Origin of the sequence: Empedobacter sp. GD03861 (assembly GCF_029840885.1) — a bacterium.
Lineage (GTDB): Bacteria > Bacteroidota > Bacteroidia > Flavobacteriales > Weeksellaceae > Empedobacter > Empedobacter falsenii_B.
Genome location: NZ_JAOCDJ010000037.1, coordinates 1 through 24,048, shown reverse-complemented (window position 1 = coordinate 24,048; position 24,048 = coordinate 1). Strand labels below are relative to the sequence as shown.

Sequence of the window (24,048 nt, the reverse complement as noted above, 5' to 3'; positions counted from 1 at the left end):
AGAAATAAACTAAAAGCCGCTCATTGAGCGGCTTTTTTTTATTCACTAAATTTATCTCCTCTGAATATTTTCACAGGATTTCCTCTTGCAATAGACGTTTGATTATTCCATTTTTTTTGAACCAAGTCCTTCAATTTATTGGTTTCAAATCCTTGTAATTTCAATAACAAACGAGTTGTTGCAATTTTTTTGTTCTGATGTTGTGAACGCGAATCCATCGAAACAACTGAAATTCCACTTGGTTGATGTATCGCACGAACAGCCGAATTTACTTTGTTTACATTTTGTCCACCATTTCCAGAGCTTCGCATTGTTTGGTATATAATTTCATTCGGATTGATTGAATTTTCTTTCGGAATTTCTAATTCAAAACAACCAATAAACCAATTTTTTCGTTGATGAAATTTTCGGTATGGACTTTTACCAATCCATAAAATTGCTCCAAGCCAAGTTTTTAAAAACGTGTTTAAATCATTTCCTTCAAGTTCTATAATCACAGATGAAAGTTGATGAAAATCTTTATCCATTTCTCTTTCAATTATGTCAAACTTAATTTCAGATTTTGTGCACGCTTCCGAAAACTTTTTAAAAACATTAGTCACCACAAAATTGCATTCCGCTGGTCCTCTACCCGATGTAAGTTGAATAATTTTTTTCCTCATCATTATTTATCCATTCGTACAATTTTCGGTGTAAAAGTTCCCAACACTTTCACTAATTCAGTCTGTAAATTCATCACCGTTTTTATGTTTTTATATGCCAAAGGTGCTTCATCTACACTTCCGCCAATCAGCTCAATTCCTGCATCTTTCAATTGTGAATTCATAAAACTTTTAGTAATTGTTGATTTACATTTCGCACGCGACATTTTTCGTCCCGCACCATGCGAAGCCGAATTAATACTCAATTCATTTCCCAAACCTTCAACAATGTAACCGTTCGCGGTCATCGAACCTGGAATAATTCCTAAAATTCCTTTTCCAGCTGGCGTCGCTCCTTTACGATGAACAATTCGTTCCGTTCCTTCAACCATTTCTTTCCACGCAAAATTGTGATGATTTTCGATGTTAAAAACGATACGTTTTCCCAAAGCTTTCGCAATTCTTCGGTGAATATCATCGTGACAAGCCTTGGCATATTCGCCAGCCAAATTCATCGCTGCCCAATATTCTTGGCCATCGTACGTGTCCAAATCTAACCAAGCCAAATGCTGAACTTGCTTCGGAAGTGGACATTGTTTCGTCGCCAAATACGTATAATGTTTTGCAATATTTGCACCCAAACCACGCGAACCACTATGCGATAAAACAGCCAAATATTCTCCTGGAATCAAGTTCCATTCAGGTTTTACCTCATCTAATTTCACAATCCCAAATTCAACAAAATGATTCCCTCCACCAGAAGTTCCTAATTGTTGATAAGCTTTTGTTTTTAAACTTTTCAAGATTGGAATTTCATCAAAAATAGAACGTTCAAAAATTTCATGATCCGCTTTTAGTTTATGCGTTTCATACATTCCGAATTTGGTATGATCTTGCAAAATCTGAATCAATTTATGCGATTTTCCTTTCAAAAAACTAGCTGGCAAATCGTAAACCGAAAGACTCATTCTACAACCAATATCCACACCAACTCCATAAGGAATCACCGCATTATCCGTCGCTAAGACACCTCCGATTGGCAATCCATACCCCGAATGCGCATCTGGCATCAAAGCTCCTTTTACCGAAATTGGCAATTTCAATGCATCATATAATTGAAATTTTGCTTGCTCGTCAATTTCATTTTCTCCAAAAATCGAAAAAGGTGAACGCGTTGTTTTTAATTCTTGTAATCTAACCTCAACTGGTTTTATTAATCCTTCCGCAACTTTTCCCCAAATTCCGTGACCGATGTATTTTTCTGGCTCAAGTAAAACTTCTTTTGCTTCGTTAATAATCGTTTGTTTCTTTTCTTTTTTTCTGTATCGATGAATTTGCCCAATTGCAATATTGATCGAATTATTTTTTGGAAAGCCTATTTTTATAAAGTCCTTTCCAGAGATTTTATTTCCCATGATTAATATCTTTTAGATAACTGATGTTCTTTTTCCATCAGCATTTCAGCGATTTCAATCGCTAAATTTTTATTATTAAAAAATTTCCTTTTTGTAAAAGGATTTTTAAATTTTGGTTTTCGTTCATACGAATACCCTCCTCCAACTATTTTCTTTAAAAGGATTCCTTGATTTTTATACTTGTCAAAAAAATGATCGATTTGCGCTTCTTCGCGCTTCAAATCAATATCAAGCGGTTTGTAATACGTAATCATATTTGGTTTTATAATCAATCGAAAACGCCACGGTTGTAGAAATTCATAAATTCCTTTGAAACGTTTTGTCTTGGGATCATACACCTGAATACACACAAAATATAGACGTTCTTCATCATTCAAAATTGAATACGGACCTGAATATTCGTAAGGTTGCAATTGTTTCAACTCTTGAATTCTCTGAACATAAATTCGCTTTCCGTTTCGTTTTCGTTTTTTTACAAACTTTCGCGTTTCTGCATATTGAGAAGTATTTATTTTCTTTAGAATTTGAGTAAAAAACTCAATCTCATTTTCTTTTTTAATATCTTCTCTCAATACAAAATATCGCTCAAAACCTTTTTGACACGGCTCTTTTAAAAGAACAAGCGGAATTTCTTTTTGTTCTTTAAAAATTTCTTTTTGACGTTTATATTTCTCTCTTACATTTTTTTCTTTCGTTGTTTTTACACTTCTTTTCCTCGCTCTTTTTGTTCGTAATTGAGTAGAAAAGAAAATTGAATCTTCCATAAAATGGATTATTTAATTGCAAATAATTATTTTGAAATAATTAGCGCTAACTATTTCTTCTTCGGAAGTTTTTAGAAGTTATTCTGAATCTAGAATGGAATAATAAAAGAAAAAGCCCGAAGAATCCTCCGGGCTTTTGATATAATAAGTAAATTATTTACGATTTATAAGCACGAAGAATGCTCATTGCAAAATCTGTTGCAATAGCTAAAAACTGATATGTCGTTTCTTTGAACATTTTATTTCTTCGTTATTAAATTGTTATACGTTATGATTTTTATCAGTGCAAATTTAAGTCAATAAAATTCACATTTCCAAATCCTTTGTGAAATTTCACTAAAAATAGGGAGAAAAATATTATTGATTTTTAACATTCATTGTATCATACAACGAATAAATTTTTAGATTCTGAATTGTGTTTTTTCCACTAATAATACGAGATTCATTCGGAATTAAATCAAAAAAATTATCATCAAATTGATTATTTTCATCAAGTAAATAAACATCTTTTGCCAAAACATTTGTCGAAATTTCGAATTGGTTATGACTGATCTTTTTGATTTTAATTGTTGATTTTGTTAAAGCTAAATCTTTCGGTTTTTCGAAGAAATAATTTCTCGAATACTTTTCTCCATTTGATTCAAATTCAATTCGAAGAAAAGCTTTAGTTGAAGAAGTTCCTTTCAAAATTTCATCAGTTAATTCCATTATCTTGGTTGAAGAATTTGATGAAATAATTACATCTTTATCGTTAGTCCAACGTTTATTTCCATTAAAATCGATTATAGAAAATTTTACTTTTCCTTTCAAATCTTTCAATAAGTCATTTACGATATAAATTTTGTACACATTTTCTTCTTTTTCTACTGAAATTAGCACATTTTCGAAACTTCTTTTCACTTGATAATGTAACGCTTTCCAATTTCCTAATTTATCCAAAGACGACCACGAAGTTACTGGCCAAACGTCATTCAATTGCCAATACAAACTTCCCATATTATAAGGTTTTGCACGTCGATGTGCTTCAATTGCCAACTGAATTCCGCGTGCTTGTAACAATTGAGAAACGTAGTTATACTGCACAAAATCGGTCGGAACAACATAATCTCGCTGCATATATTCGTTGATTGTTTCCCAACCTTTTGGATGTTTTTGATGCGCTAAAATTATTGCAGAATTTTTACTCAATGTATCTTTTTCAGAAAACATTGATTTCACCGTTTTCAACGTTGGCATTCCTTGAAAACCATATTCAGAAGCAAAACGTGGAACTTTTTTTTCATACGTTTCAAACGGTTCCATTCCCCACCAAACGCCCCAATAATGCGAATCTCCTTGCGTCAAACTTTCTTTTCTTCCCCAACCAACCGAAGGTGAAGACGGCCAATAGCGATTCTCTGATTTTGGTAAAATCGAATCTAAAACATTCGGAATAATATAATGAAAAGTCGTTTGATAATCTTTCCAAATACTCAACGAATCTTGTTTCGACCAGCCCATTTGTTTCTGATATCCCCAATTTTTCCACGCTTCATCAATTTCATTATTTCCACACCAAAGCGCAATAGAAGTATGATTTTTTAGGCGATTCACTTGATCAATTGTTTCTTGTTTTACATTGTGAAGAAAATCTTGATCGCCAGGATAAAAAGCACAAGCGTACATAAAATCTTGCCAAACCAACAAACCTTTTTCGTCGCATAATTCATAAAAATAATCGTCCTCATAAATTCCACCACCCCAAATACGAATCATATTCATATTGGCTTCAACCGAACTATTTATCAACTTTTCATAATCATTTTTTGAAACTCGTGAAACAAAATTATCTTGCGGAATATAATTTGCACCTTTCATATAAGTTGGAACCCTATTCACTTTAAAATAAAACCTAGAGCCAACTTCGTCTTTTTCTTTTACCAATTCTATCGTACGTAAACCAAATTTTAAATACTTAAATATCTGTTCATTCCCTTGTTTAATTTTGAATTGATAATCGTATAAATACTGTTCGCCCATTCCATTTGGCCACCATAATTTTGGATTGTGAATCGTTTCATCAATCGAAAAATGATTAATTCCTTTGGTTAATTTTTGAGTGATTATTTTCTGATTAAAATTAATTTCTACAGCTGTATTTTGTTCCGATTGGATAATAAATTTAAACTTTACTTTCGCTTGATTTTTATCCAATTTGACAATTTCATAAGACAAGTCATTCAGTTTTAAATTATTCCAAGAAATAAGTTCAATTGGTTTATAAATCGCAACCGTTACCAATCTTGGTCCCCAATCCCAACCATACTGATATTGCGCTTTTCGAGTAAAAACACGCTCACCTTCTGGTATTTATATGGAAGAAGATTTGCTAATCGTTTTCCTTCATTAGGCGACGATTTGAATTGTATTTCGAGCAAATTATTTTTATCTTTCAGTAAATCTTTGACCGAAACTTCCCAAATTCGAAACATATTATTCGCATCCAGAATTAATTTTCCGTTCAGAAAAACTTTTGCATATGTATCCAATCCATTAAATTTTAACTGAATATTTTGCGCTTTTCGTTCGGCTTCAGTCAAATCAAAAGAAGTTTTGTAGTTCCAATCTTCGTTTTCTACCCATTGCACTTTTGCATCATTAACGTCTTTGTAAGGATTTGGAATAATATTATTTAACATCAAATCGGTATGAACAGAACCAGGAATCTCAGCTTTCAGCCATTTTGAATCTCCTTTTTGTTGAAAGGTCCAATTCTCTAAATTCAAATTTCGAGTCGATTGAGCAGAAAGTTGAATAAATGTAAAAAAAGTAATAACAAAAAATAGTAATCTCCTCATTTTGTGCTGATTTTCATAAGGATAAAATTAGGTTTAAAATTCATATAAACACAAAAGAGATTATTAAAAACAATTTCTTTTGTTGAATACATAATATAGGCTTCGTTAATTATGGGAATAATGAATATGCTAAACTTAGGTTGACTCGGCTATATTTGAATTTCAGAAAAAAGCAACTGATTATTCAACCGATTTGTACAATCAAGATCAAGCGGAAACTACAAAAAAATGGAAATGATTCTTCTATCAATTTAAAACAAGTTATGCGAGAAGAAAATTTAATGGATAATGATTTTGAAAGTGCTAAATTTAGAATTCAAGAATTACATCCAAACTTTTTCAAAACGCTAAACGAGCATTCTAAACAAAAGCTAACTCCTCTTGATTTGAAATATTGTTCGTATATCTATCTTGGTTTAGACACCAAACAAATTGCGACTCTTCTTAATATTGAACCAAAAAGTGTACGAATGACAAAGTATCGTTTGAAGCAAAAATTTGGTCTCGTAAAAGAAGATGAATTATATACTTTTTTTCATCGGATAATTGCCTAGATTTATTTTTTAGTAAAAAACACACTTCAACTCTCGTTAATTTATTAAAATATAATTCATAATATTTTTCAAAATACTTGCAGTCTGCACGGAAAAGATTATTTTTGCCTATTCGACAAATAGAATATGAAAAATATCCGTAATTTCTGTATTATCGCCCATATTGACCATGGTAAAAGTACCTTGGCCGATCGTTTATTGCAAGTAACAAACACGATTTCTGATCGTGAGTTACAAAATCAAACTTTAGACGATATGGATTTGGAACGCGAACGCGGAATCACAATTAAATCGCACGCCATCCAAATGGAATATGAAAAAGATGGTGAAAAATATATTTTAAATTTAATTGACACTCCTGGTCACGTGGATTTTTCTTACGAGGTTTCTCGTTCGATTGCCGCTTGTGAAGGAGCTTTGTTAATTGTAGATGCTGCACAAAGTATACAAGCACAAACCATTTCTAACCTTTATTTGGCTTTAGAAAATGATTTGGAAATCATTCCAGTTTTGAACAAAATCGATTTACCTTCTGCAAATCCAGAAGAAGTAACAGACGATATTGTTGATTTGATTGGTTGTGATCCCGAAGATGTTTTGCGTGTAAGTGGAAAAACAGGTGAAGGTGTGTTAGAATTGTTACACACAATTATCGAGAAAGTTCCTGCACCAGTTGGTGATCCAGATGCACCGTTACAAGCCTTGATTTTTGACTCTGTTTATAATCCTTTCCGAGGAATTGAAGCTTTTTACAAAGTGGTAAATGGAGAAATCAAAAAAGGAGATCAAGTAAAATTCATGGCTACCAACAAAAAATATGGTGCCGATGAAATTGGAACATTAAAACTGAATCAAGTTGAGAAGAAAGTCATTAAAACTGGAGATGTAGGTTATATTATTTCTGGAATTAAGGAAGCTTCTGAGGTAAAAGTTGGAGATACAATTACATTAGTTGAGAATCCTGCAAGCGAAGCTATTGATGGTTTCGAGGAAGTAAAACCAATGGTTTTCGCTGGTATTTATCCGGTTGACACAGAAGATTACGAAGATTTGCGTGCTTCTATCGAAAAGTTACGTTTGAATGATGCTTCATTAACTTTTGAAGCTGAATCTTCTGCTGCTTTAGGTTTCGGTTTCCGTTGTGGATTCTTAGGAATGTTACACTTAGAAATTATTCAGGAGCGTTTAGAACGTGAGTTCAACATGACGGTAATTACAACTGTTCCTAACGTTTCGTATGAAGCGTACTTGGAAAAAGATCCAGAAAAAATGATTCCGGTTCATAATCCATCTGAATTACCAGATCCATCAGGATTAAATCGTGTTGAAGAACCATATATTCGAGCAGCAATCATTACAAAATCTGAATTCGTAGGTCCTGTAATGAGTTTATGTATTGAGAAACGTGGTGAATTACAATCTCAAAACTATTTAACTCAACATAGAGTAGAAATGATTTTCAATATGCCTTTGGCTGAAGTTGTTTTCGATTTTTATGATCGATTAAAATCTATTTCAAAAGGATATGCATCGTTTGATTATGCACCTTCTGGAATGAAAGCTTCAAAATTGGTAAAAGTTGACATCATGATTAACGGTGAAGTTGTAGATGCTTTATCTGCCTTAATTCACGTTGATAATGCCTACAATATTGGAAAGAAAATGTGTGAAAAATTACGCGAATTAATTCCTCGTCAACAGTTTGATATTCCAATTCAAGCCGCGATTGGTGCAAAAATTATTGCGCGTGAAACAATCAAAGCATTACGTAAAGACGTTACTGCAAAATGTTATGGTGGTGATATTTCTCGTAAACGTAAGTTATTAGAAAAACAAAAAGCTGGTAAGAAGAAAATGCGTCAAATTGGACGTGTAGAAGTTCCCCAATCTGCATTCTTAGCTGTTTTGAAATTGAATGATTAAAATTCTTTTTATATACCAAAAGCCGTTCTAATGAACGGCTTTTTTTGTAACAATTGGTAAAATATTTATACTAATAAATTAAGCATCAACATTATGAAAAATTTATTAAAATTAGAACAATTAGCAATTTTAATTGTAACGCTAATCATCTATTATAAACTTGATTATTCCTGGTTTTTGTTTGCAATTCTTTTTCTTGCTCCCGATATTTTTATGTTAGGTTATCTTTTTGGAAATAAGATTGGCGCAATATCTTATAATTTTATTCATAATTATTTTACGACAATTTCATTGATTCTCATTGGTTATTTTTTACACATTGAATGGTGTTTAATGATTGGATTAATTTTTTTCGCTCATATTGCGTTAGATCGTTTTTTAGGATTTGGTCTCAAAAAATATGATGGTTTCAAATCCACTCATTTAGATAATTTATAACATCACAACCTCATCTGTTGAACCTTTTTCTAAAATTTCTAAAATACTTCGCATCGTAATTTCTGAAATTTGTTCCAACGCTTCTTGTGTAAAAAAAGCTTGATGCGCAGTTACCAAAACATTTGGAAAACTCATCAATCGCTGAATCATGTCATCCTGAATAATTTCTGCTGATAAATCTTTGAAGAATAATTTTTCTTCTTGTTCATAAACATCAATTCCCAAATAACCAATTTTATGATTTTTTAAAGCTTCAATCGCTTCATGTGTATTAATTAATCCTCCTCTACTCGTATTAATAATCGTTACGCCATCTTTCATCATCGCAATCGTTTCTTGATTAATCATGTAATGATTTTCTGGCGTCAGAGGACAATGCAACGAAATAATATCTGAGCTTTTAAACAACGTATTCAGCTCCACATATTCCACGCCATTATTCATCAATTCTTGATCTGGATACAAATCATACGCAATAATCTTACATCCAAAACCTTTCGCAATATTGATAAAAGCTTTTCCTATTTTTCCTGTTCCTACAATTCCAATTGTCTTCTGAAAAAGATTGAAACCAAGCAAACCGTTCAATGCAAAATTTTGTTCACGAACGCGATTATAAGCTTTATGCGTTTTTCGGTTCAATGTTAACAACATCGCCATTGTATGTTCTGCCACAGCCTCAGGAGAATATGCAGGAACGCGACAAACTTTAATTCCAAATTCTTTCGCAGCTTCCAAATCGACATTGTTAAAACCAGCACATCTCAAAGCTATAATTTTAACGCCTTTTTTTGCTAAAATTTCAATAACTTGGCGATTCACTTTATCATTCACAAACACACAAACTGCCTGCTCATCTTCAATCGCGTTTACGATATGCGGACCTAAATGTGTTTCATAAAAATTAAGTTCAAAACCGTAATTTTTATTTTCAGCCTCAAAAAAAGTTTTGTCATAAGGCTTAGACGAAAAGAAAGCTATTTTCATTAAATTATTTTTAACTAATTTACGTTTTTAATTAATTGTAAATTAGTTTATACTTAATTATTATAAATTTTTAAATCATTCAAAATTAATTCATCTACTATATTTGATATTTTACTAAAAGCTATAAGCTGATGAATAAAAATTTCTAACTTCGTGAAAATTCAAACTCACACATGAAAAATATACTTTTATCAACAATCACATTAGCTTCTTTTACAGCTTTTGGACAAAATATTTCGAATCAAACCATTGATCAAGTCACAGAAAATGCCATGAAAACTTTTGATGTTCCTGGAATGTCTGTTGCGGTTATCAAAGATGGAACAATTGTACATTCGAAAGGTTATGGTGTAAAATCGCTTAAAACGGGAGAAAAAGTTAAGTCTAATACAAATTTTGGAATTGCTTCTAACTCGAAAGCTTTTACAGCAGCGGCCTTGGCAATTTTGGTTGATGAAGGAAAAATAAAGTGGGATGATAAAGTGATTACGCACATTCCTGAATTTAAGATGTACAACGATTATGTAACCAAAGAGTTCACAATTCGTGATTTATTAACGCATCGCAGTGGATTAGGTTTGGGTGCTGGAGATTTGATGGTTTGGCCTGATGGACACAATTTCACTCCAAAAGATATTATTTCTAATATTCAATATTTAAAACCAGTTTCAGATTTTCGTGTCAAATATGATTATGATAATTTATTATACATTATTGCAGGAGTTGTGATTGAACGAGTTTCGGGGCTGTCTTGGACAGATTTTGTAACAAAAAGATTGTTGGAACCAATTGGAATGACGAATACTGCAGCGAATTGGCATTTGCTAAAAGACAAGAAAAATGCAATTGATCCACACGTTCCGATTGACGGAAAATTACAAGTCATTGATCGTTATACGAACACCATTTTTGATGCAGCTGCAGGAATTTATTCGAATGTAGATGATATTGCAAAATGGTTGCAATTCAATTTAGATAAAGGAAAAGTGAATGGAAAACAAATTATTTCGGAAAAACAAATGAACGAAATGATAACGCCACAAACTTTACAACCAAATCGTACAACTCCACCTTATAATTCATTATTCAAAGCCTATGGTTTGGGATGGCAATTGCAGGATATGAACGGAAAATTGGAAGTTTCGCATACTGGTGGATTGGAAGGAATTGTAACACAAACGATGTTTTATCCTCAAGAAAAATTAGGAATTGTGATTTTGACTAACCAACAATCGGGTGCAGCTTTCCGAGCAATTTCGAATACAATCAAAGATTTTTACTTAAAAAATCCATCTACAGATTGGGTAAAAACGTATGATGATATGATGAAGAAAAATGTGGAAGAAGCCGATGTTATTACTGATGAAGTTTGGAAAACAGTTGAAGCAAATCAAAAAAATAAAGCCATCAAATTTGATTCAAAAAGCGTAATCGGAACGTATAAAGACAATTGGTTTGGTGATGTTGTAATTTATGAAAAGAAAGGAAAAATCATTTTTGAATCGAAACGTTCGCCTCAATTAACTGGTGAAATGTCATTTTACAAAGACAATACTTTTGCAGTAAAATGGTACAATCGTTATTTCCATGCAGACGCTTTTGTTTATGCAGAAATGAAAGATGGAAAAATGACAGGTTTCAAAATGAGAGCCATTTCTCCGTTAACAGATTTCAGTTACGATTTCCAAGATTTAGATTTTACGAGAAAATAAATTTTAATAAATACTAATCAATTACGAAGTTCGAAATTCGAACTTCGTTTTTTCTATTAAAAATGAAATTCAAAGGTTACGCATATGGGCTAATATCGTCCATATCTTATGGATTAATTCCATTATTTATCCTTCCTATAAAACAAGCAAATTTTTCGATGGATACCACATTATTCTATCGATTCTTTTTTTCTGCATTGATTGTCGGAACATATTTATTCATCAAAAAACAATCATTCAAAATAGATGTGAAACAGATTCCATTTTTAATCATTTTAGGATTATTGTACGGAATCTCAGCGGATGCTTTATTTTTAGGTTATGATTATTTAACTCCTGGAATTGCCTCCACATTATTATTCGTTTATCCGTTGATTGTTGCCATCATAATGGCTGTTTTCTTCAAAGAAAGAATTACAATTTCAACTATTGTAGCCATTGTTTTTGTACTGGCTGGTGTAATTTTACTAAGTTTCAAAGAAGGAAAATTCGAGCTAAATCCAATCGGATTAGGAATTGTATTTATCAGTGCTTTGGGGTACGGATTATATATTGTGACAGTCAACAAATCGAAAGTACGAGATATAAAAGGCTTTACATTAAGCTTTTATTCGTTTCTATTTACAACGATTTATTACGCAATAAAAATGATTCTTCACAAAGAATCTTTCATTTTACCATCATTAGAATTAACCTTCAACTTTTTTACATTTGCCTTTGTAACGACAGTTATTTCGAGCATCGCTTTGATTTATGCGATCAAAAATATTGGTTCTACAGCCACTTCTATTCTTGGCGCATCAGAACCTGTGGTTGCCGTTGCTGTAAGTGTTATGATATTTGGTGAAGATTTTTCGCTGAGTTTAGCTTTAGGAATTTTTATGATTATTCTAGGCGTAACTCTGAATGTAATTGGTGATGCATATCAACAAAAAAGATTGAAGTAATTGTAAATCCTATTTTTAACTTTGCAGCAATGAAACAGAAATTTAATCCTGAAGGTTGGAATCGTATAGAGCATTTTAATATGTTCTCGAAAATGGATAATCCGTATGTCGGAGTTGTTGCGGAGGTTGAATGTTCTAAAGCGTACAAATTTGCCAAAGCAAATAAATTGTCTTTTTTCGCAGTCTATTTACATTGCTCGATGTTGGCAGAAAATAAGATTAATGAGTTTAAATATCGCATCGAAGATGATGAAATTTTTGTGTACGATCATTTAGATTGCGGAACAACAATTGGTAGAAAAGACGGAACTTTTGGTTTTGCGTTGATGAATTTTACCGAAGATTTTAATGCATTTAACGCACAACTTCAAGAGCAAATACAAAGTGTAGAAAACTCGGTTGGTTTACACATCAAAAATGAAGAAATTACCATTGGTTTGGTTCGTCATTCTACGTTTCCATGGTCGAGATTTACGGGATTAGTGCAACCAAGTAATTTTGGAACAGGAGAATCTATTCCGCGAATTATTTTTGGAAAAGCGTATACGCAAAATGATAAAATGTATATGCCTGTTTCGGTTGAAGCGAATCATGGTTTTGTAGACGGTTTTCATTTGGCGAATTATCTGCAAGAATTTGAATACGAATTAGGTAAATATTAGAAATAGTAAAAACGAATTTCGAGTTTCGAAATTCGTTTTTTTTATGGTTTATTCTGATTCTGTTTGTGGTTCATTTATTGGTTCAGGTAAAATTATCTTAATATTTGGAAAATATTTTTTATCTTCTTCTAAAATAAAATCTTTATCATACTCGTAATAATGTGATAATCTTTGCAAAATAAATTGATTAGATTCTAAATCTCTTTGAAATCTAATTTTATAACCTTTTATTTCATCTTCAAAAATATCAGTTTCTTCAAAAGGTACTTTAATTGCTTTATTTATATCTACAAATCCTTCAACAATTTTATCATCTTGATTGACTATTAATTTATAAATTATACCATTTATTTTAGTTTGTAAATATTTGTAATCACTATTCAAATTAATTTCTTTTGTTTCAGAAATATAAATGTACAAGTTATCCTCTGTAAAAATAATTCCTATATTTTCGACATTCAGATGATTTGATTTAGCTATTATAGTTGCTTGTTCTAATGCTTGATAAAAATTTTTATTTTTGATTTCTTTTGGAATCGAATTAATCTTGTTTGTTTGACAACCAAAGAAAAACAAAAGAATTAAAACTGAATAAATATATTTCATACAAGTGTTTTAATTAAAGATAATCAATTCACTGCAACTTTTTTATTTAGTTTTTTTGACCAAGAAAAAATATAAATCGTTCCGATAATTGAAGGCACAATCCAAAAATAAATATTATCTCCAAATCCAGCGCCTGCAACCAAAAACGCTGTTACTGAAGCGATATAAGCACCAACCATTTTTCCAACATGATTCATTGTCCATTTTTTATAATTCTCTGTATTCTTGTAAAAAACAAAATCTCGATAAGACATAAATCCTCCTAAAAACCCAAAAATTAAATACAATAATCCAATTGCATTGCTTTTGAAAAGTGGAAGTAATCCAAAAACAATCATCACAATAGATGTGATAAACATTGCTCCAGAAATGATTTTATCCAAATTATTAGAATAATTTTTACGCTTATAATTTAGAATTCTATTTCCAATCAAAATCATATAAATCGTGAAAATACCAATCATTAAAAGAAAAGAATTGTGGTGATTTGGAAAAGCACAAATAATTAACGAAAGAACAGAACTGACTAACATACCAATCGAAAATATTTTTCCCACTTTTTTGTGTGTCGAATTTCCTTTTTTTATAATCATAACAGCTGTACCAGCAACTAAACCAATTCCTCCAAAAAAAGCGTGAATGTAAATAATGATTTTGACTAAATTTTCCATAATGTGTTTATTTATTATGGAATAAAATTAAGTGAAGTCTTTTTTAATTTTAAAAATTATTAACCGAATTGTCGAATTTTACGGATGAATTGTATTACTCTTTTGTTTTCACTGTTTCTATAGCATCATTCATCAAATCAAACTCGTAGCCTTTGTACGCTAAATATGCTTTTACTTTGTTTATTTTCTTGAAAGATTCGCGCTCAGAAGCTAATAAATTGAACTTTTTCTGCGTTAAATACAATAAATTATTCCAATATTTATCCAAATCAATTTCTTCTTTAAATGCTTTTTCGATTAATTTTTGGTCAATTTGACGCATTTTTAATTCTTGACGAAGACGATTTCTTCCCCACATTTTTTGATTGACTTTTCCTCGAACAAAATTATGAACAAATCGTTCTTCATTCAGGAATCCGTAATGAATTAACTTAAAAAGAATCTCATCTTTCGCTTCTGGAATCAAATCAAAATCGCGTAGTTTTTTTTCCACTTCCCAATGACAACGATCTTGATAAAGACAATATTTTGCCATTTTATCTTTGATTTCATCAATCGTATAAATCTTTTTTGGGTTGTCTTTAGAGAAATTCATGTAACAAAGTTAAGATTTTAATGAGAGAATTATTTGATTAACTTTATAAGATACCAAAACAAGTTTAAGATGAATCAACAAAAAAACTGAATCATTTCTGATTCAGTTTTTATATTATTTATTTTAAATAGTTAAAAGAAAAATATGAATTTCTCAATTCTAATTTCTCAAATCTCGATACTATTTTTATTAAGCTTTTTGTAATTCTGCAATATATGCTGTTGGATTTTCTGCGTTGAAAACTGCCGAACCAGCAACTAAAGCGTCTGCACCAGCTTCTACCAATTTTGATGCATTTTGTACTCCAACTCCTCCATCAATTTCGATGATCACATTTGCATTAGCTTCTGTAATCATTTTTTTTAATTTTGATACTTTGTTGTATGTATTCTCAATGAATTTTTGACCTCCAAAACCTGGATTAACACTCATAATTAACACCAAATCTAAATCATTAATCACATCTTCTAAAACAGATACTGGTGTATGCGGATTAAGCGCCACTCCTGCTTTCATTCCTTCTGCTTTTATAGCCTGAATTGTACGATGTAAATGTGTACACGCTTCGTAATGAACAGTCAAAATATATGCGCCAACTTGTTTGAAAGTTGAAATATAACGATCTGGATCAACAATCATTAAATGTACATCCAAAACTTTATCTGTTAACGAATTTATTTTCTCAATAATTGGCATTCCGTAAGAGATATTAGGGACAAAAACGCCGTCCATTACATCTAAATGAAACCATTCGGCTTGAGAATTATTAACCATTTCGATGTCTTTTGCTAAATTCCCGAAATCGGCTGCTAAAATTGATGGTGCTACTATTGGCATAATCTTATTTGTTGTTTGTTTGTATTTTGTGATACAAAGGTAATGAAATAAAAAAATCGTTGAAAACTCAACGATTTATATTTTTTAGAAATTATAACCAACTCGAAAGCCTAAATCTAAAGCAACTCCTGTATTTGTACTTTTTACTTCTGATGTTGTATAATTATCAAAATCATAGTTTGTATATGTTTCTTGATAAAGAGAAAGTCCTAATCCTGTATAAAACTCGTAAAAAAAGTTTTGAGCAAAAGAACGTTTAAATCCGTAATTTAACGTAATAGAACCTTGCGGATTAACACCTAAATTATCACTATTAGACGTTGTTAACCAATCTGGTGTATAAGTTCCTTTTAAAGCAATATAATTACCAGAATTATTTTTGGTATTTTTTCCTTTTCCAATTCTTCGGTCAAAATTATAATAATAACGTCCTTCTAAAGCTATATTTGTTGTCAAAATATACTCAAAATCACTCCCATAAAAATCGCTATAACTGTATTTAAAACCTCCCAAATAATCTAAAGATCCAACAGCCGTAAAATTTTCGGATAAAGCTTTTTCATATTGAATTCCGATTCCAATAAAACTAACGTTTGCATTAAACAAATCTGTTGCTTTTTCTTGAGCAAATAGTGAAGTTGATAATAAGAGAGTAAATAATAGTTTTTTCATTTTCAGTGTTAATTAATACAATACGAATATAACAGAAAAAATGATTCAGTAAAATTATTTTTAATCCAAGAAAACTCTATTATCAATAAAGTTATAAGGTTCTTCGTCTTTCAATTCTTCGTTGATAATAAAATGAATCGAATCTTTTGACATAAAAATATAAGTGTAAATATCTGCCATTTCATCAGAATCTCTAAACTCATAATATTCATCACCAATAGTACACCAAACGCCTTCATCTTCAGAAAATGTAACGCAATCATCACTGTGAATGGTCTTAAAGTTAACTGTCATTGTACCGTCAACTTTTCTATTGACCATCCAACTATTTGTTTCACCTTTAAAAAATTTCCCATGATCGGTTCCAGACCAAATTCCAACAAATCGTTCATCTACATCCATAGATTTTATAAATTCTTTCATTTGGTTTTGATCTGTTTTATTCATCATAATTTCTATATTAAAATTAGCTTAAAAGTAGCCAATCTATACTTCTTCTCATCTCAAAAAGACTTAATTTGCAGCTCGGGATAAAAAAACAAATTTATGGAAAATAATATGCTTAATCAACATCCAGCAGATATTGCCGAACAATTAACTGCACTGAACGTAAAAGAAAGAAACATCGCTTTTTACTCGCTTTTGAATGATGATAAAGTTGAAGTATTCTCCTATTTTGAACCCGATATTCAGTACGAAATTGTAAAAAGTTTGACGGACGAAGATTTAGCCGAGGTTTTGAACAATCTTGATCCTGATGACCGAACAGAACTTTTTGAAAATTTCCCAGATCAATTAATCAAACATTCCATTAATCTTTTAAATCCTGAAGAACGCGCTACAGCACTGAATTTGATTGGATACAAAGAAGATTCGATTGCGCGTTTGATGACGCCAAATTATATTCAGGTAAAAGAACATTATACGGTAAAACAAGTTTTGGCGCATATCAAAAAATATGGAAAGAAAGCGGAAACGTTGACGTATATTTTTATTGTTGATGGAAAAAATAGATTGATTGATGATTTAAAAATTGGTGAAATTCTTTTGGCTGATGAAGACACGAAAGTAGAAAATTTGATCGATCATAATTTTGTTTCAATCAAGACGACGACTCCTTTAGAGGAAGCCTTAGAAGTTTTTGATAAATACGATCGTTCTGCGATGCCAATTGTGACAGAAAATGATGTTTTGGTCGGAATTGTAACCTTCGACGACATCTTGGACCGAATGAAAATGCGTGATACAGAAGATATTCAGAAATTCGGAGGGATGGAAGAATTGGATGTTTCGTATACTAAAACACCTATTGCGGAGTTAATCAAAAAGCGTGCAGGTTGGCTGGTTATCTTATTTATTGGCGAAATGTTTACTGCTTCTGCAATGAGTTATTATGACCAAGAAATCGAAAAAGCAGTTGTGTTGGCATTATTTGTTCCATTGATTATTTCGAGTGGTGGAAATTCTGGTTCTCAAGCGGCTTCACTGATTATTCGTGCGATGGCTTTGGGCGAATTGAAATTAAAAGATTGGTGGTATGTAATGAAAAAAGAATTTGCTTCGGGATTAATCTTAGGTGCAATTCTTGGATTTGTTGGTTTTATCAGAATCTTAATTTGGCAAAAAACTGGAATTTACAGTTACGGAGAATATTGGCTGTATGTAGCTTTAACAGTAGCTTTATCTCTAATCGTTATTGTTTTATGGGGAACACTTTCTGGATCTTTAGTTCCATTTATTTTGAGAAAAATTGGATTTGATCCCGCAACAGCATCCTCGCCTTTCGTTGCAACTTTGGTTGACGTTTCAGGATTGATTATTTATTTTACAATTGCTGCAATTTTACTAAGCGGAAAATTATTATAACGAAAAACTCCAACTAAATTTAGTTGGAGTTTTTCATTTATTTTTTTCTTGTATCAATAAATTCGTACGTTTCATTTTCTTGTTCAAAAGCCATATTAAATGCTTTAAACTTTATCTGATTTTCATTTAAAATCTGAAACTCATAAACATCTGTTGATTCAGAATCTTCGTGGTATTCGTAAAACTTATTATCTTTTACCCACCATTTTCCTTTTTCTATAGAATTTTCTGTTTTTCTTCCTTTCATTTTAGTTTTAAAATCCAAAACAAAAGTTCCGTCTGCATTTCTTGTCATTGCCCATTCTTTAGATAATCCTTTCACTTGATTATCTTTTTCCGAACCTATCCAAATACCTACAAAACGTTCGTCTGCTTCACCATCTGTCTGATCATATGCAAACCCATCTACAGAGCTTTCCATATCAAAGATTTTTTTCATGGTTTTAGCTTTATATACAGAATACTTTTCTTCATAATAATCTGTCAAATTATTACTTTTTTCTTCTGAATATTTAGTCGTTTTAAAACCTCTTGGTAATTTTCCTTTTTCTAATCTATACTCAATTTTATTTTCATTGATTTTATACAAATAAATATCATTGAAGTTTAATTCATTTCCTTCCTCAAAATACTGATTATTATCTGTCCACCAAGTTCCTGTTTCTTTTGCATAAATAGAATCTCGACCACTCAACAACTCAAAATATAAAATAAATGTTCCATCATTTTTACGGTTGATTAACCATTTTCCATCAATAGGATCAGCTTTTGTTTTAGGAATTGAAGAAGACCAAAATCCAACTAAATTTTGATCAACTTTCTTTTGACCGAAAGTATAAGTTGAAAAAAGTATAAGAGTAAATAGTAAAATAAAGTTTCTCATAAAGTGTTTTAGTATTTATAAAAAAAGCAGCTTATTTAGCTGCTTTCTTATGTTTCTATCGTCCAATATACGTTTTCAAAATCTTAGATCTTGAAGTATGTTTTAAACGACGAATTGCTTTTTCTTTAATTTGACGAACACGTTCTCTTGTTAAATCAAACGTTTCTCCAATTTCTTCTAACGTCATTGGATGTTGACCGTTTAATCCGAAGTATAAACGAATTAAATCAGCTTCGCGAGGCGTTAATGTTTGTAATGCACGCTCAATCTCTACACGTAAAGATTCAATCATCAATTGAACGTCTGGAGATGGAGATTCACCAATGTTTAATACATCGTATAAGTTAGAATCTTCTCCTTCTACTAATGGTGCGTCCATTGAGACGTGACGACCAGAGTTTTTCATCGACTCTTTTACATCACCTTCAGACATATCCAAAACTTCAGAAATTTCTTCTGCAGATGGGGCACGCTCATGTTCTTGTTCTAATAAAGCATAGGCTTTATTAATTTTATTGATCGATCCAATTTTATTTAATGGTAAACGTACAATACGAGATTGCTCTGCTAATGCTTGTAAGATAGATTGACGAATCCACCAAACCGCATACGAGATAAATTTGAAACCACGCGTTTCGTCAAAACGTTGCGCTGCTTTAATCAAACCTAAATTTCCTTCATTAATTAAATCTGGTAAACTTAAACCTTGATTTTGATATTGTTTCGCAACAGATACCACGAAACGTAAGTTTGCTTTTGTTAATTTTTCTAAGGCAACACGATCTCCTGCTTTGATACGTTGTGCTAACTCTACTTCCTCCTCCGCTGTAATCAAATCTACTTTACCAATCTCTTGTAAGTATTTATCCAACGACGCAGTTTCACGATTTGTTACCTGCTTTGTAATTTTAAGCTGTCTCATTTAACTAAAACCCTCCTATTATTAATGATTATTATCAATTTCTTTTGGCATTTTATCAACACCACTATATATGTATACGCAGATAACTGAAAAAGGTTACAAAATATTGTAAAATATTTCAGAATTAATATCTTAAAACTTCGTAAATCATTTGTGCAGAGAGTTTCGCTGTGGAGTTATCAACATCAAAAAGCGAATTATATTCAACTAAATCAAATATTTTCACTTTGTTTGAGTTCATTAGAACCTTCAAAATATATTTAACCTGAAAAGGTGTCAAACCATTAATTGTCGTTGCACTTACACCTGGCGCATAAGCTGCATCAAAAACATCCATATCCAACGAAACATAAAGCACATCAAATTGTTGAACAATCGTTTTCAAATCATCTAATACTTTATTCAAATTGAAATGCACTTCATCTGCCAAAATAAAATTAACTCCTATATTTTCAGCACGTTGAAATAATGCTTTCGTATTTCCTAATTCTTGAATACCGATTGGAATATAATTGAACTTCATTTCATTTTCTTCGCAATACTTTGCCATTTCGTAAAAAGGCGTTCCAGAAGTTGATTGCGGATTTGGCGTTCTCAAATCAAAATGCGCATCAAGATTGATAATTCCAATATTTTTGTATGATTTTGCTAAAGCCAAAAAATCACCCAAAGCTGTTTCGTGTCCACCACCAATTACAATCGGAAAATGATTTTGTTGGATAATTTTATCCACTTGATTGATTTGTTCTTCACGTGCAGATTCTAAATTATTATCATCACAATGAATATTTCCAGCATCAAAAATAAAATCAGTTTCGGAAAAATGTAAAGGTAAATTCGCCAAACTTTTTCGAATCAAATCTGGTGAATCTTTCGCACCAATTCTACCCTTATTCCGTTTAACACCTTCTTCCGAACAAAATCCTAACAGTACTTTTGGTTGAACAGATGATGATTCAAATTTATCATAATCAGAAATTACTTGATGAATTCTTAAACCTAATTCTCCATCTTCAGAATCAATTCTTCCTGTCCAATTTTCTTGATTAAATGGTGTTTTTTGCATGATTAATAAAATTTAGGTAACGACAAATTATATTTTACAGTAACAATACGAATTGCGGCAATAATAGCTCCCGAAACAATAAAATTGATATTACGATCTAATCCAAAACTTTCAAAAATTAAATACATTACACCTCCTGCGACACATGCCATTGCATAAATTTCTTTCACAAAAACTGTAGGCGTTCTATTCATCAAAACATCTCTTAACATTCCTCCCATTACAGCGGTCATCATTCCCATCATCACAGAAATAAAATCATTTGCGCCCAAAGAATGCGCTTTTTCCAAACCTACAATTGTAAATAAAGCAATTCCCAATGTATCGAAAAGCATTAATGTTATTCTTAATCGTGAAAAATATTTAAAAAATAATCCTGCCAACAAAATTCCAGCAAAAACTGCGTAAATGACATTCATATCATTTATCCAAACTAACGGATAACTGTTAAGAAATAGATCGCGTAAAGTTCCACCACCAACAGCCGTTATAAAAGCAAAACAAGCAATTCCGAACCAATCATGTTTTTGTCTTTCATCTCCAGCTAAAGCACCAGAAATAGCAAACACAACCGTCCCAAATAATTCAAAAATGTATTGAATTTCCATCTATAAAAAATTAGTTCGCTAAGATACGAATCTATAAATTAATGGCTTTTGAATTTCGGTAATGATAAGTTATACTTAATTGCAGTCAAACGAATTGCGACAATTACAGCCCCCGAAATAAAGAAATTGATGTTACGATCAAGTCCCAATTTCCATAAAATCATATAAATAACTGCACCACAAAGACATGCAAACGCATAAATTTCTTTCTTGAAAATAATAGGAACTTCGTTCAACATCATATCGCGAATAATGGATCCAAAAACCGCCGTAAACATTCCCATTACAGGTGCAATTACAGGATGAATTCCAAGATTTAGAGCTTTTTCTAAACCAACAATCGTAAATAAAGCAATTCCTAACGTATCAAAAAGCATAAATGTTTTACGAAGTTTCAACAGAGGCTCATAGAAAATTGCCGCTAAAATAACACCAATCCCTACTGCATAAATAAGATTAACATCCTTTATCCACATAATTTCAACGGAAAGTAAAATATCACGAATTGTACCACCTCCAATTGAAGTTAGGAAAGCAATAAAGGTTACACCAAACCAATCGTTACCAGATTTTTCATCTGCTGCTAAAGCGCCCGAAATTCCAAAAAAAAGTGTACCAAATAATTCGAAAAAATATTGAATCTCCATTTCTATTGTATTAAATCATATTGTGTTGTGCTCTGTCAAAAATAAACACTTTTCTTTTTTAACGATGTTTAAATATACAATCGAAAATAAAAAAAGACCAACACATTTGTTAGTCTTTTTGTTAATATTAATAATAATTTGTTTTTTCTAATTGCTTTTCATCAATCGGATCTTCATCCAAATAGCGTTCTAAACTATCATCCAACTCTTTCATCCAAGGTGTGTGATGTTTTTCTGCTTTCGTTTCGTCCATAACTGAGGTATAGGTTTTATCTCGATAAGTTAAAATATTTTCTTCTTTATCTTTTAACCAAGATTTGAACATATTAGCAACTTTATCCAAATCGAACATAGGATAATCAGTTAAATGAATTAAATCCTTCAAATAATCAGTTTGAAAATCAACATGATCATCAGCAGAAATCGATTGTTTTTCATAATCAACCCATTTCTGAATATCTTTTTGAATATCCTGTTTTGAAGGTAAATCAATTCGTCCCAAAATATAATCACGTGCAAACCATGCTTGTGCATCAAACATATTAAATGTGTAATATTGATCCTGCATTCCCAAAAATAACAATTGAGCATTAACATCTGATATTACACCTTTATACATTCCTTCTGGATACAAACAATTTTTTGTTTTTAGACGCAAATTATCTGGTAAAAACGGAAATTTGTGTTGATAACCTGTACACATAATCACTGCATCAAATTCTTTTGATGTTCCGTCTTTGAAAAATGCTTTCTTATCTTCAAAATGTGTGACCAAAGGCAATTCTTCTATTCCATTTGGCCATTTACAATCAATTGGATTTGTACGATAAGAAATTGTGACCGATTTAGTTCCGTGTTTATAGCATTGTACCGCAATATCCTCTGCCGAATAACTACTCCCAATCAATAAAATTTCTTTGCCTCTAAATGGATCAGCTCCACGGAAATCATGCGCATGCATTACATTTCCTGTATAATTCTCGATACCTTTAAAATAAGGCATATTTGGTGTAGAAAAATGCCCAGTTCCGACAATTAAATAATCGAAATACTCTTCGAACGTTTCATTTTTCTTTAAATCATCAAAAACAACGCGAAACTGTTTTTTATCCTCTACATAATCTACCCACCTTGCAACGGTATTAAACTGAATGTACTTTCGCGCATTACTTTGTTTAATTCTCCCTTCTATATAATCGAATAATACTTCTCTAGGTGGATAAGAAGATATTGTTTGCCCAAAGTGTTCAGAAAATGTATAATCTGCAAATTCTAAACATTCTTTTGGTCCATTCGACCATAAATATTTATACATACTGCCATGCAATGGCTCTCCGTATTTACCTACTCCTGTACGCCAAGTGTAGTTCCACATTCCTCCCCAGTTGTCTTGCTTCTCAAAACATTTAATTTCTGGAATTTTGTTACCTTTCTTTTCTTCTGACTCAAATGCTCTTAACATTGCCAAACCACTTGGTCCAGCCCCGATAATGCCTACTTTTAAACTCATGAATTGTTTTTAATTAAACTTATATGAACTACTCAACTATCATTCGATAGTAATTGATTTTTATGTCTGAAACGACCTGATATAGAAACAAACTTCTATAAAAACTGTGTAAAACAGAATAGAATGAGTAATCTAATGATTACAACATATAAAGAGATAGAAAACCTCTTGCTGAATAAATAAAATTTTATTCAAATTAAATTATTCTTCAATGTACTAAAATTATAGCAGATGGACAAATATTAATAAAACATAATGATAAGCGTAATTATTATGGCGTTCCCT

General features: G+C 31.4%; 25 protein-coding genes. 7 read left to right on the top strand and 18 right to left on the bottom strand.

All coding sequences use genetic code 11. From position 1 onward, the window contains the following. Positions 1 to 38: 38 nt before the first annotated feature. The 5 genes from prfH to N5D03_RS12670 form a co-directional block, all read right to left on the bottom strand. A complete protein-coding gene (gene prfH, locus N5D03_RS12690; RefSeq protein WP_125350052.1) occupies positions 39 to 662 on the bottom strand; it encodes a peptide chain release factor H in 624 nt (207 codons plus the stop codon). A 2-nt stretch (positions 663 to 664) separates the two neighbouring features. Further along, complete coding sequence (locus tag N5D03_RS12685) at positions 665 to 2,056, bottom strand: RtcB family protein (protein WP_125350039.1); 1,392 nt, start codon at positions 2,054 to 2,056, stop codon at positions 665 to 667. 2 nt (positions 2,057 to 2,058) lie between these two features. Further along, on the bottom strand, positions 2,059 to 2,820 hold the full coding sequence (locus tag N5D03_RS12680; protein ID WP_125350038.1) for a hypothetical protein: 762 nt from the start codon (positions 2,818 to 2,820) through the stop codon (positions 2,059 to 2,061). A gap of 357 nt (positions 2,821 to 3,177) precedes the next feature. Continuing rightward, a complete protein-coding gene (locus N5D03_RS12675; RefSeq protein ID WP_280051863.1) occupies positions 3,178 to 5,100 on the bottom strand; it encodes a glycoside hydrolase family 2 protein in 1,923 nt (640 codons plus the stop codon). After that, entirely contained in the window at positions 5,094 to 5,657 is a 564-nt protein-coding gene (locus tag N5D03_RS12670) for a hypothetical protein (RefSeq protein ID WP_280049416.1), read from the bottom strand. Before N5D03_RS12670 ends, N5D03_RS12675 begins: the two co-directional genes overlap by 7 nt. Positions 5,658 to 5,920: 263 nt before the next feature. Here N5D03_RS12670 and N5D03_RS12665 point away from each other — a divergent pair, with 263 nt between their 5' ends. The 3 genes from N5D03_RS12665 (at position 5,921) to N5D03_RS12655 (ending at position 8,572) form a co-directional block, all read left to right on the top strand. Further along, positions 5,921 to 6,211 (top strand): LuxR C-terminal-related transcriptional regulator, encoded by a 291-nt coding sequence (locus N5D03_RS12665; protein WP_280051862.1) that lies wholly within the window; start codon positions 5,921 to 5,923, stop codon positions 6,209 to 6,211. A gap of 126 nt (positions 6,212 to 6,337) precedes the next feature. After that, positions 6,338 to 8,134, top strand: a complete 1,797-nt coding sequence (lepA, locus tag N5D03_RS12660) for a translation elongation factor 4 (protein WP_038332533.1) — start codon at positions 6,338 to 6,340, stop codon at positions 8,132 to 8,134. A 93-nt stretch (positions 8,135 to 8,227) separates the two neighbouring features. After that, positions 8,228 to 8,572 (top strand): DUF4260 domain-containing protein, encoded by a 345-nt coding sequence (locus tag N5D03_RS12655; RefSeq protein ID WP_125350035.1) that lies wholly within the window; start codon positions 8,228 to 8,230, stop codon positions 8,570 to 8,572. Here the strand turns inward: N5D03_RS12655 and N5D03_RS12650 are convergent. After that, entirely contained in the window at positions 8,567 to 9,559 is a 993-nt protein-coding gene (locus N5D03_RS12650; RefSeq protein WP_280051861.1) for a 2-hydroxyacid dehydrogenase, read from the bottom strand. The genes N5D03_RS12655 and N5D03_RS12650 overlap by 6 nt on opposite strands. A gap of 173 nt (positions 9,560 to 9,732) precedes the next feature. Here N5D03_RS12650 and N5D03_RS12645 point away from each other — a divergent pair, with 173 nt between their 5' ends. The 3 genes from N5D03_RS12645 (at position 9,733) to N5D03_RS12635 (ending at position 12,880) form a co-directional block, all read left to right on the top strand. Beyond that, entirely contained in the window at positions 9,733 to 11,271 is a 1,539-nt protein-coding gene (locus tag N5D03_RS12645) for a serine hydrolase (protein ID WP_280051860.1), read from the top strand. Positions 11,272 to 11,333: 62 nt separating this feature from the next. Beyond that, positions 11,334 to 12,218 (top strand): DMT family transporter, encoded by an 885-nt coding sequence (locus tag N5D03_RS12640; protein WP_280051859.1) that lies wholly within the window; start codon positions 11,334 to 11,336, stop codon positions 12,216 to 12,218. Between the two features lie 29 nt (positions 12,219 to 12,247). Further along, positions 12,248 to 12,880, top strand: a complete 633-nt coding sequence (locus tag N5D03_RS12635) for a CatA-like O-acetyltransferase (protein WP_280051858.1) — start codon at positions 12,248 to 12,250, stop codon at positions 12,878 to 12,880. A gap of 48 nt (positions 12,881 to 12,928) precedes the next feature. Here the strand turns inward: N5D03_RS12635 and N5D03_RS12630 are convergent, their stop codons facing one another. The 6 genes from N5D03_RS12630 to N5D03_RS12605 form a co-directional block, all read right to left on the bottom strand. Further along, positions 12,929 to 13,486, bottom strand: coding sequence for a hypothetical protein (locus N5D03_RS12630; protein WP_280036968.1), 558 nt, complete (start codon positions 13,484 to 13,486; stop codon positions 12,929 to 12,931). A gap of 23 nt (positions 13,487 to 13,509) precedes the next feature. Then, positions 13,510 to 14,157, bottom strand: a complete 648-nt coding sequence (locus N5D03_RS12625; protein ID WP_114997823.1) for a hypothetical protein — start codon at positions 14,155 to 14,157, stop codon at positions 13,510 to 13,512. Between the two features lie 94 nt (positions 14,158 to 14,251). Continuing rightward, positions 14,252 to 14,752, bottom strand: coding sequence for a regulatory protein RecX (locus N5D03_RS12620; protein ID WP_125350029.1), 501 nt, complete (start codon positions 14,750 to 14,752; stop codon positions 14,252 to 14,254). A 189-nt stretch (positions 14,753 to 14,941) separates the two neighbouring features. Continuing rightward, entirely contained in the window at positions 14,942 to 15,589 is a 648-nt protein-coding gene (rpe, locus tag N5D03_RS12615; RefSeq protein WP_280051857.1) for a ribulose-phosphate 3-epimerase, read from the bottom strand. Positions 15,590 to 15,673: 84 nt separating this feature from the next. Next, complete coding sequence (locus tag N5D03_RS12610) at positions 15,674 to 16,261, bottom strand: hypothetical protein (protein ID WP_280051856.1); 588 nt, start codon at positions 16,259 to 16,261, stop codon at positions 15,674 to 15,676. 60 nt (positions 16,262 to 16,321) lie between these two features. Beyond that, positions 16,322 to 16,711 (bottom strand): hypothetical protein, encoded by a 390-nt coding sequence (locus N5D03_RS12605; protein WP_280051855.1) that lies wholly within the window; start codon positions 16,709 to 16,711, stop codon positions 16,322 to 16,324. Between the two features lie 96 nt (positions 16,712 to 16,807). On the opposite strand from N5D03_RS12605, the gene mgtE reads away from it, so the two are divergent. Further along, on the top strand, positions 16,808 to 18,127 hold the full coding sequence (gene mgtE, locus N5D03_RS12600) for a magnesium transporter (protein WP_280051854.1): 1,320 nt from the start codon (positions 16,808 to 16,810) through the stop codon (positions 18,125 to 18,127). Between the two features lie 37 nt (positions 18,128 to 18,164). Here mgtE and N5D03_RS12595 read toward each other — a convergent pair whose 3' ends face one another. The 6 genes from N5D03_RS12595 to N5D03_RS12570 all read right to left on the bottom strand — a co-directional run bounded on the left by N5D03_RS12595 (position 18,165) and on the right by N5D03_RS12570 (position 23,763). Beyond that, positions 18,165 to 19,010 carry a lipocalin family protein gene (locus N5D03_RS12595; RefSeq protein ID WP_219035271.1) on the bottom strand — a complete coding sequence of 282 codons (846 nt, stop codon included), beginning with the start codon at positions 19,008 to 19,010 and terminating at the stop codon, positions 18,165 to 18,167. A gap of 55 nt (positions 19,011 to 19,065) precedes the next feature. Then, on the bottom strand, positions 19,066 to 19,932 hold the full coding sequence (locus N5D03_RS12590; protein ID WP_019975176.1) for a sigma-70 family RNA polymerase sigma factor: 867 nt from the start codon (positions 19,930 to 19,932) through the stop codon (positions 19,066 to 19,068). A gap of 124 nt (positions 19,933 to 20,056) precedes the next feature. After that, the gene (gene hutG, locus N5D03_RS12585) at positions 20,057 to 20,998 is read right to left on the bottom strand and encodes a formimidoylglutamase (protein WP_219035272.1); all 942 of its coding nucleotides are present in this window, start codon (positions 20,996 to 20,998) and stop codon (positions 20,057 to 20,059) included. A gap of 2 nt (positions 20,999 to 21,000) precedes the next feature. Next, positions 21,001 to 21,606 (bottom strand): trimeric intracellular cation channel family protein, encoded by a 606-nt coding sequence (locus tag N5D03_RS12580; RefSeq protein ID WP_125350023.1) that lies wholly within the window; start codon positions 21,604 to 21,606, stop codon positions 21,001 to 21,003. A 38-nt stretch (positions 21,607 to 21,644) separates the two neighbouring features. Further along, positions 21,645 to 22,253: a trimeric intracellular cation channel family protein gene (locus N5D03_RS12575; protein ID WP_280036959.1), complete on the bottom strand. Its 609-nt coding sequence runs from the start codon at positions 22,251 to 22,253 to the stop codon at positions 21,645 to 21,647. 127 nt (positions 22,254 to 22,380) lie between these two features. Next, positions 22,381 to 23,763, bottom strand: a complete 1,383-nt coding sequence (locus tag N5D03_RS12570) for an NAD(P)/FAD-dependent oxidoreductase (protein ID WP_280036958.1) — start codon at positions 23,761 to 23,763, stop codon at positions 22,381 to 22,383. Positions 23,764 to 24,048: the final 285 nt, after the last annotated feature.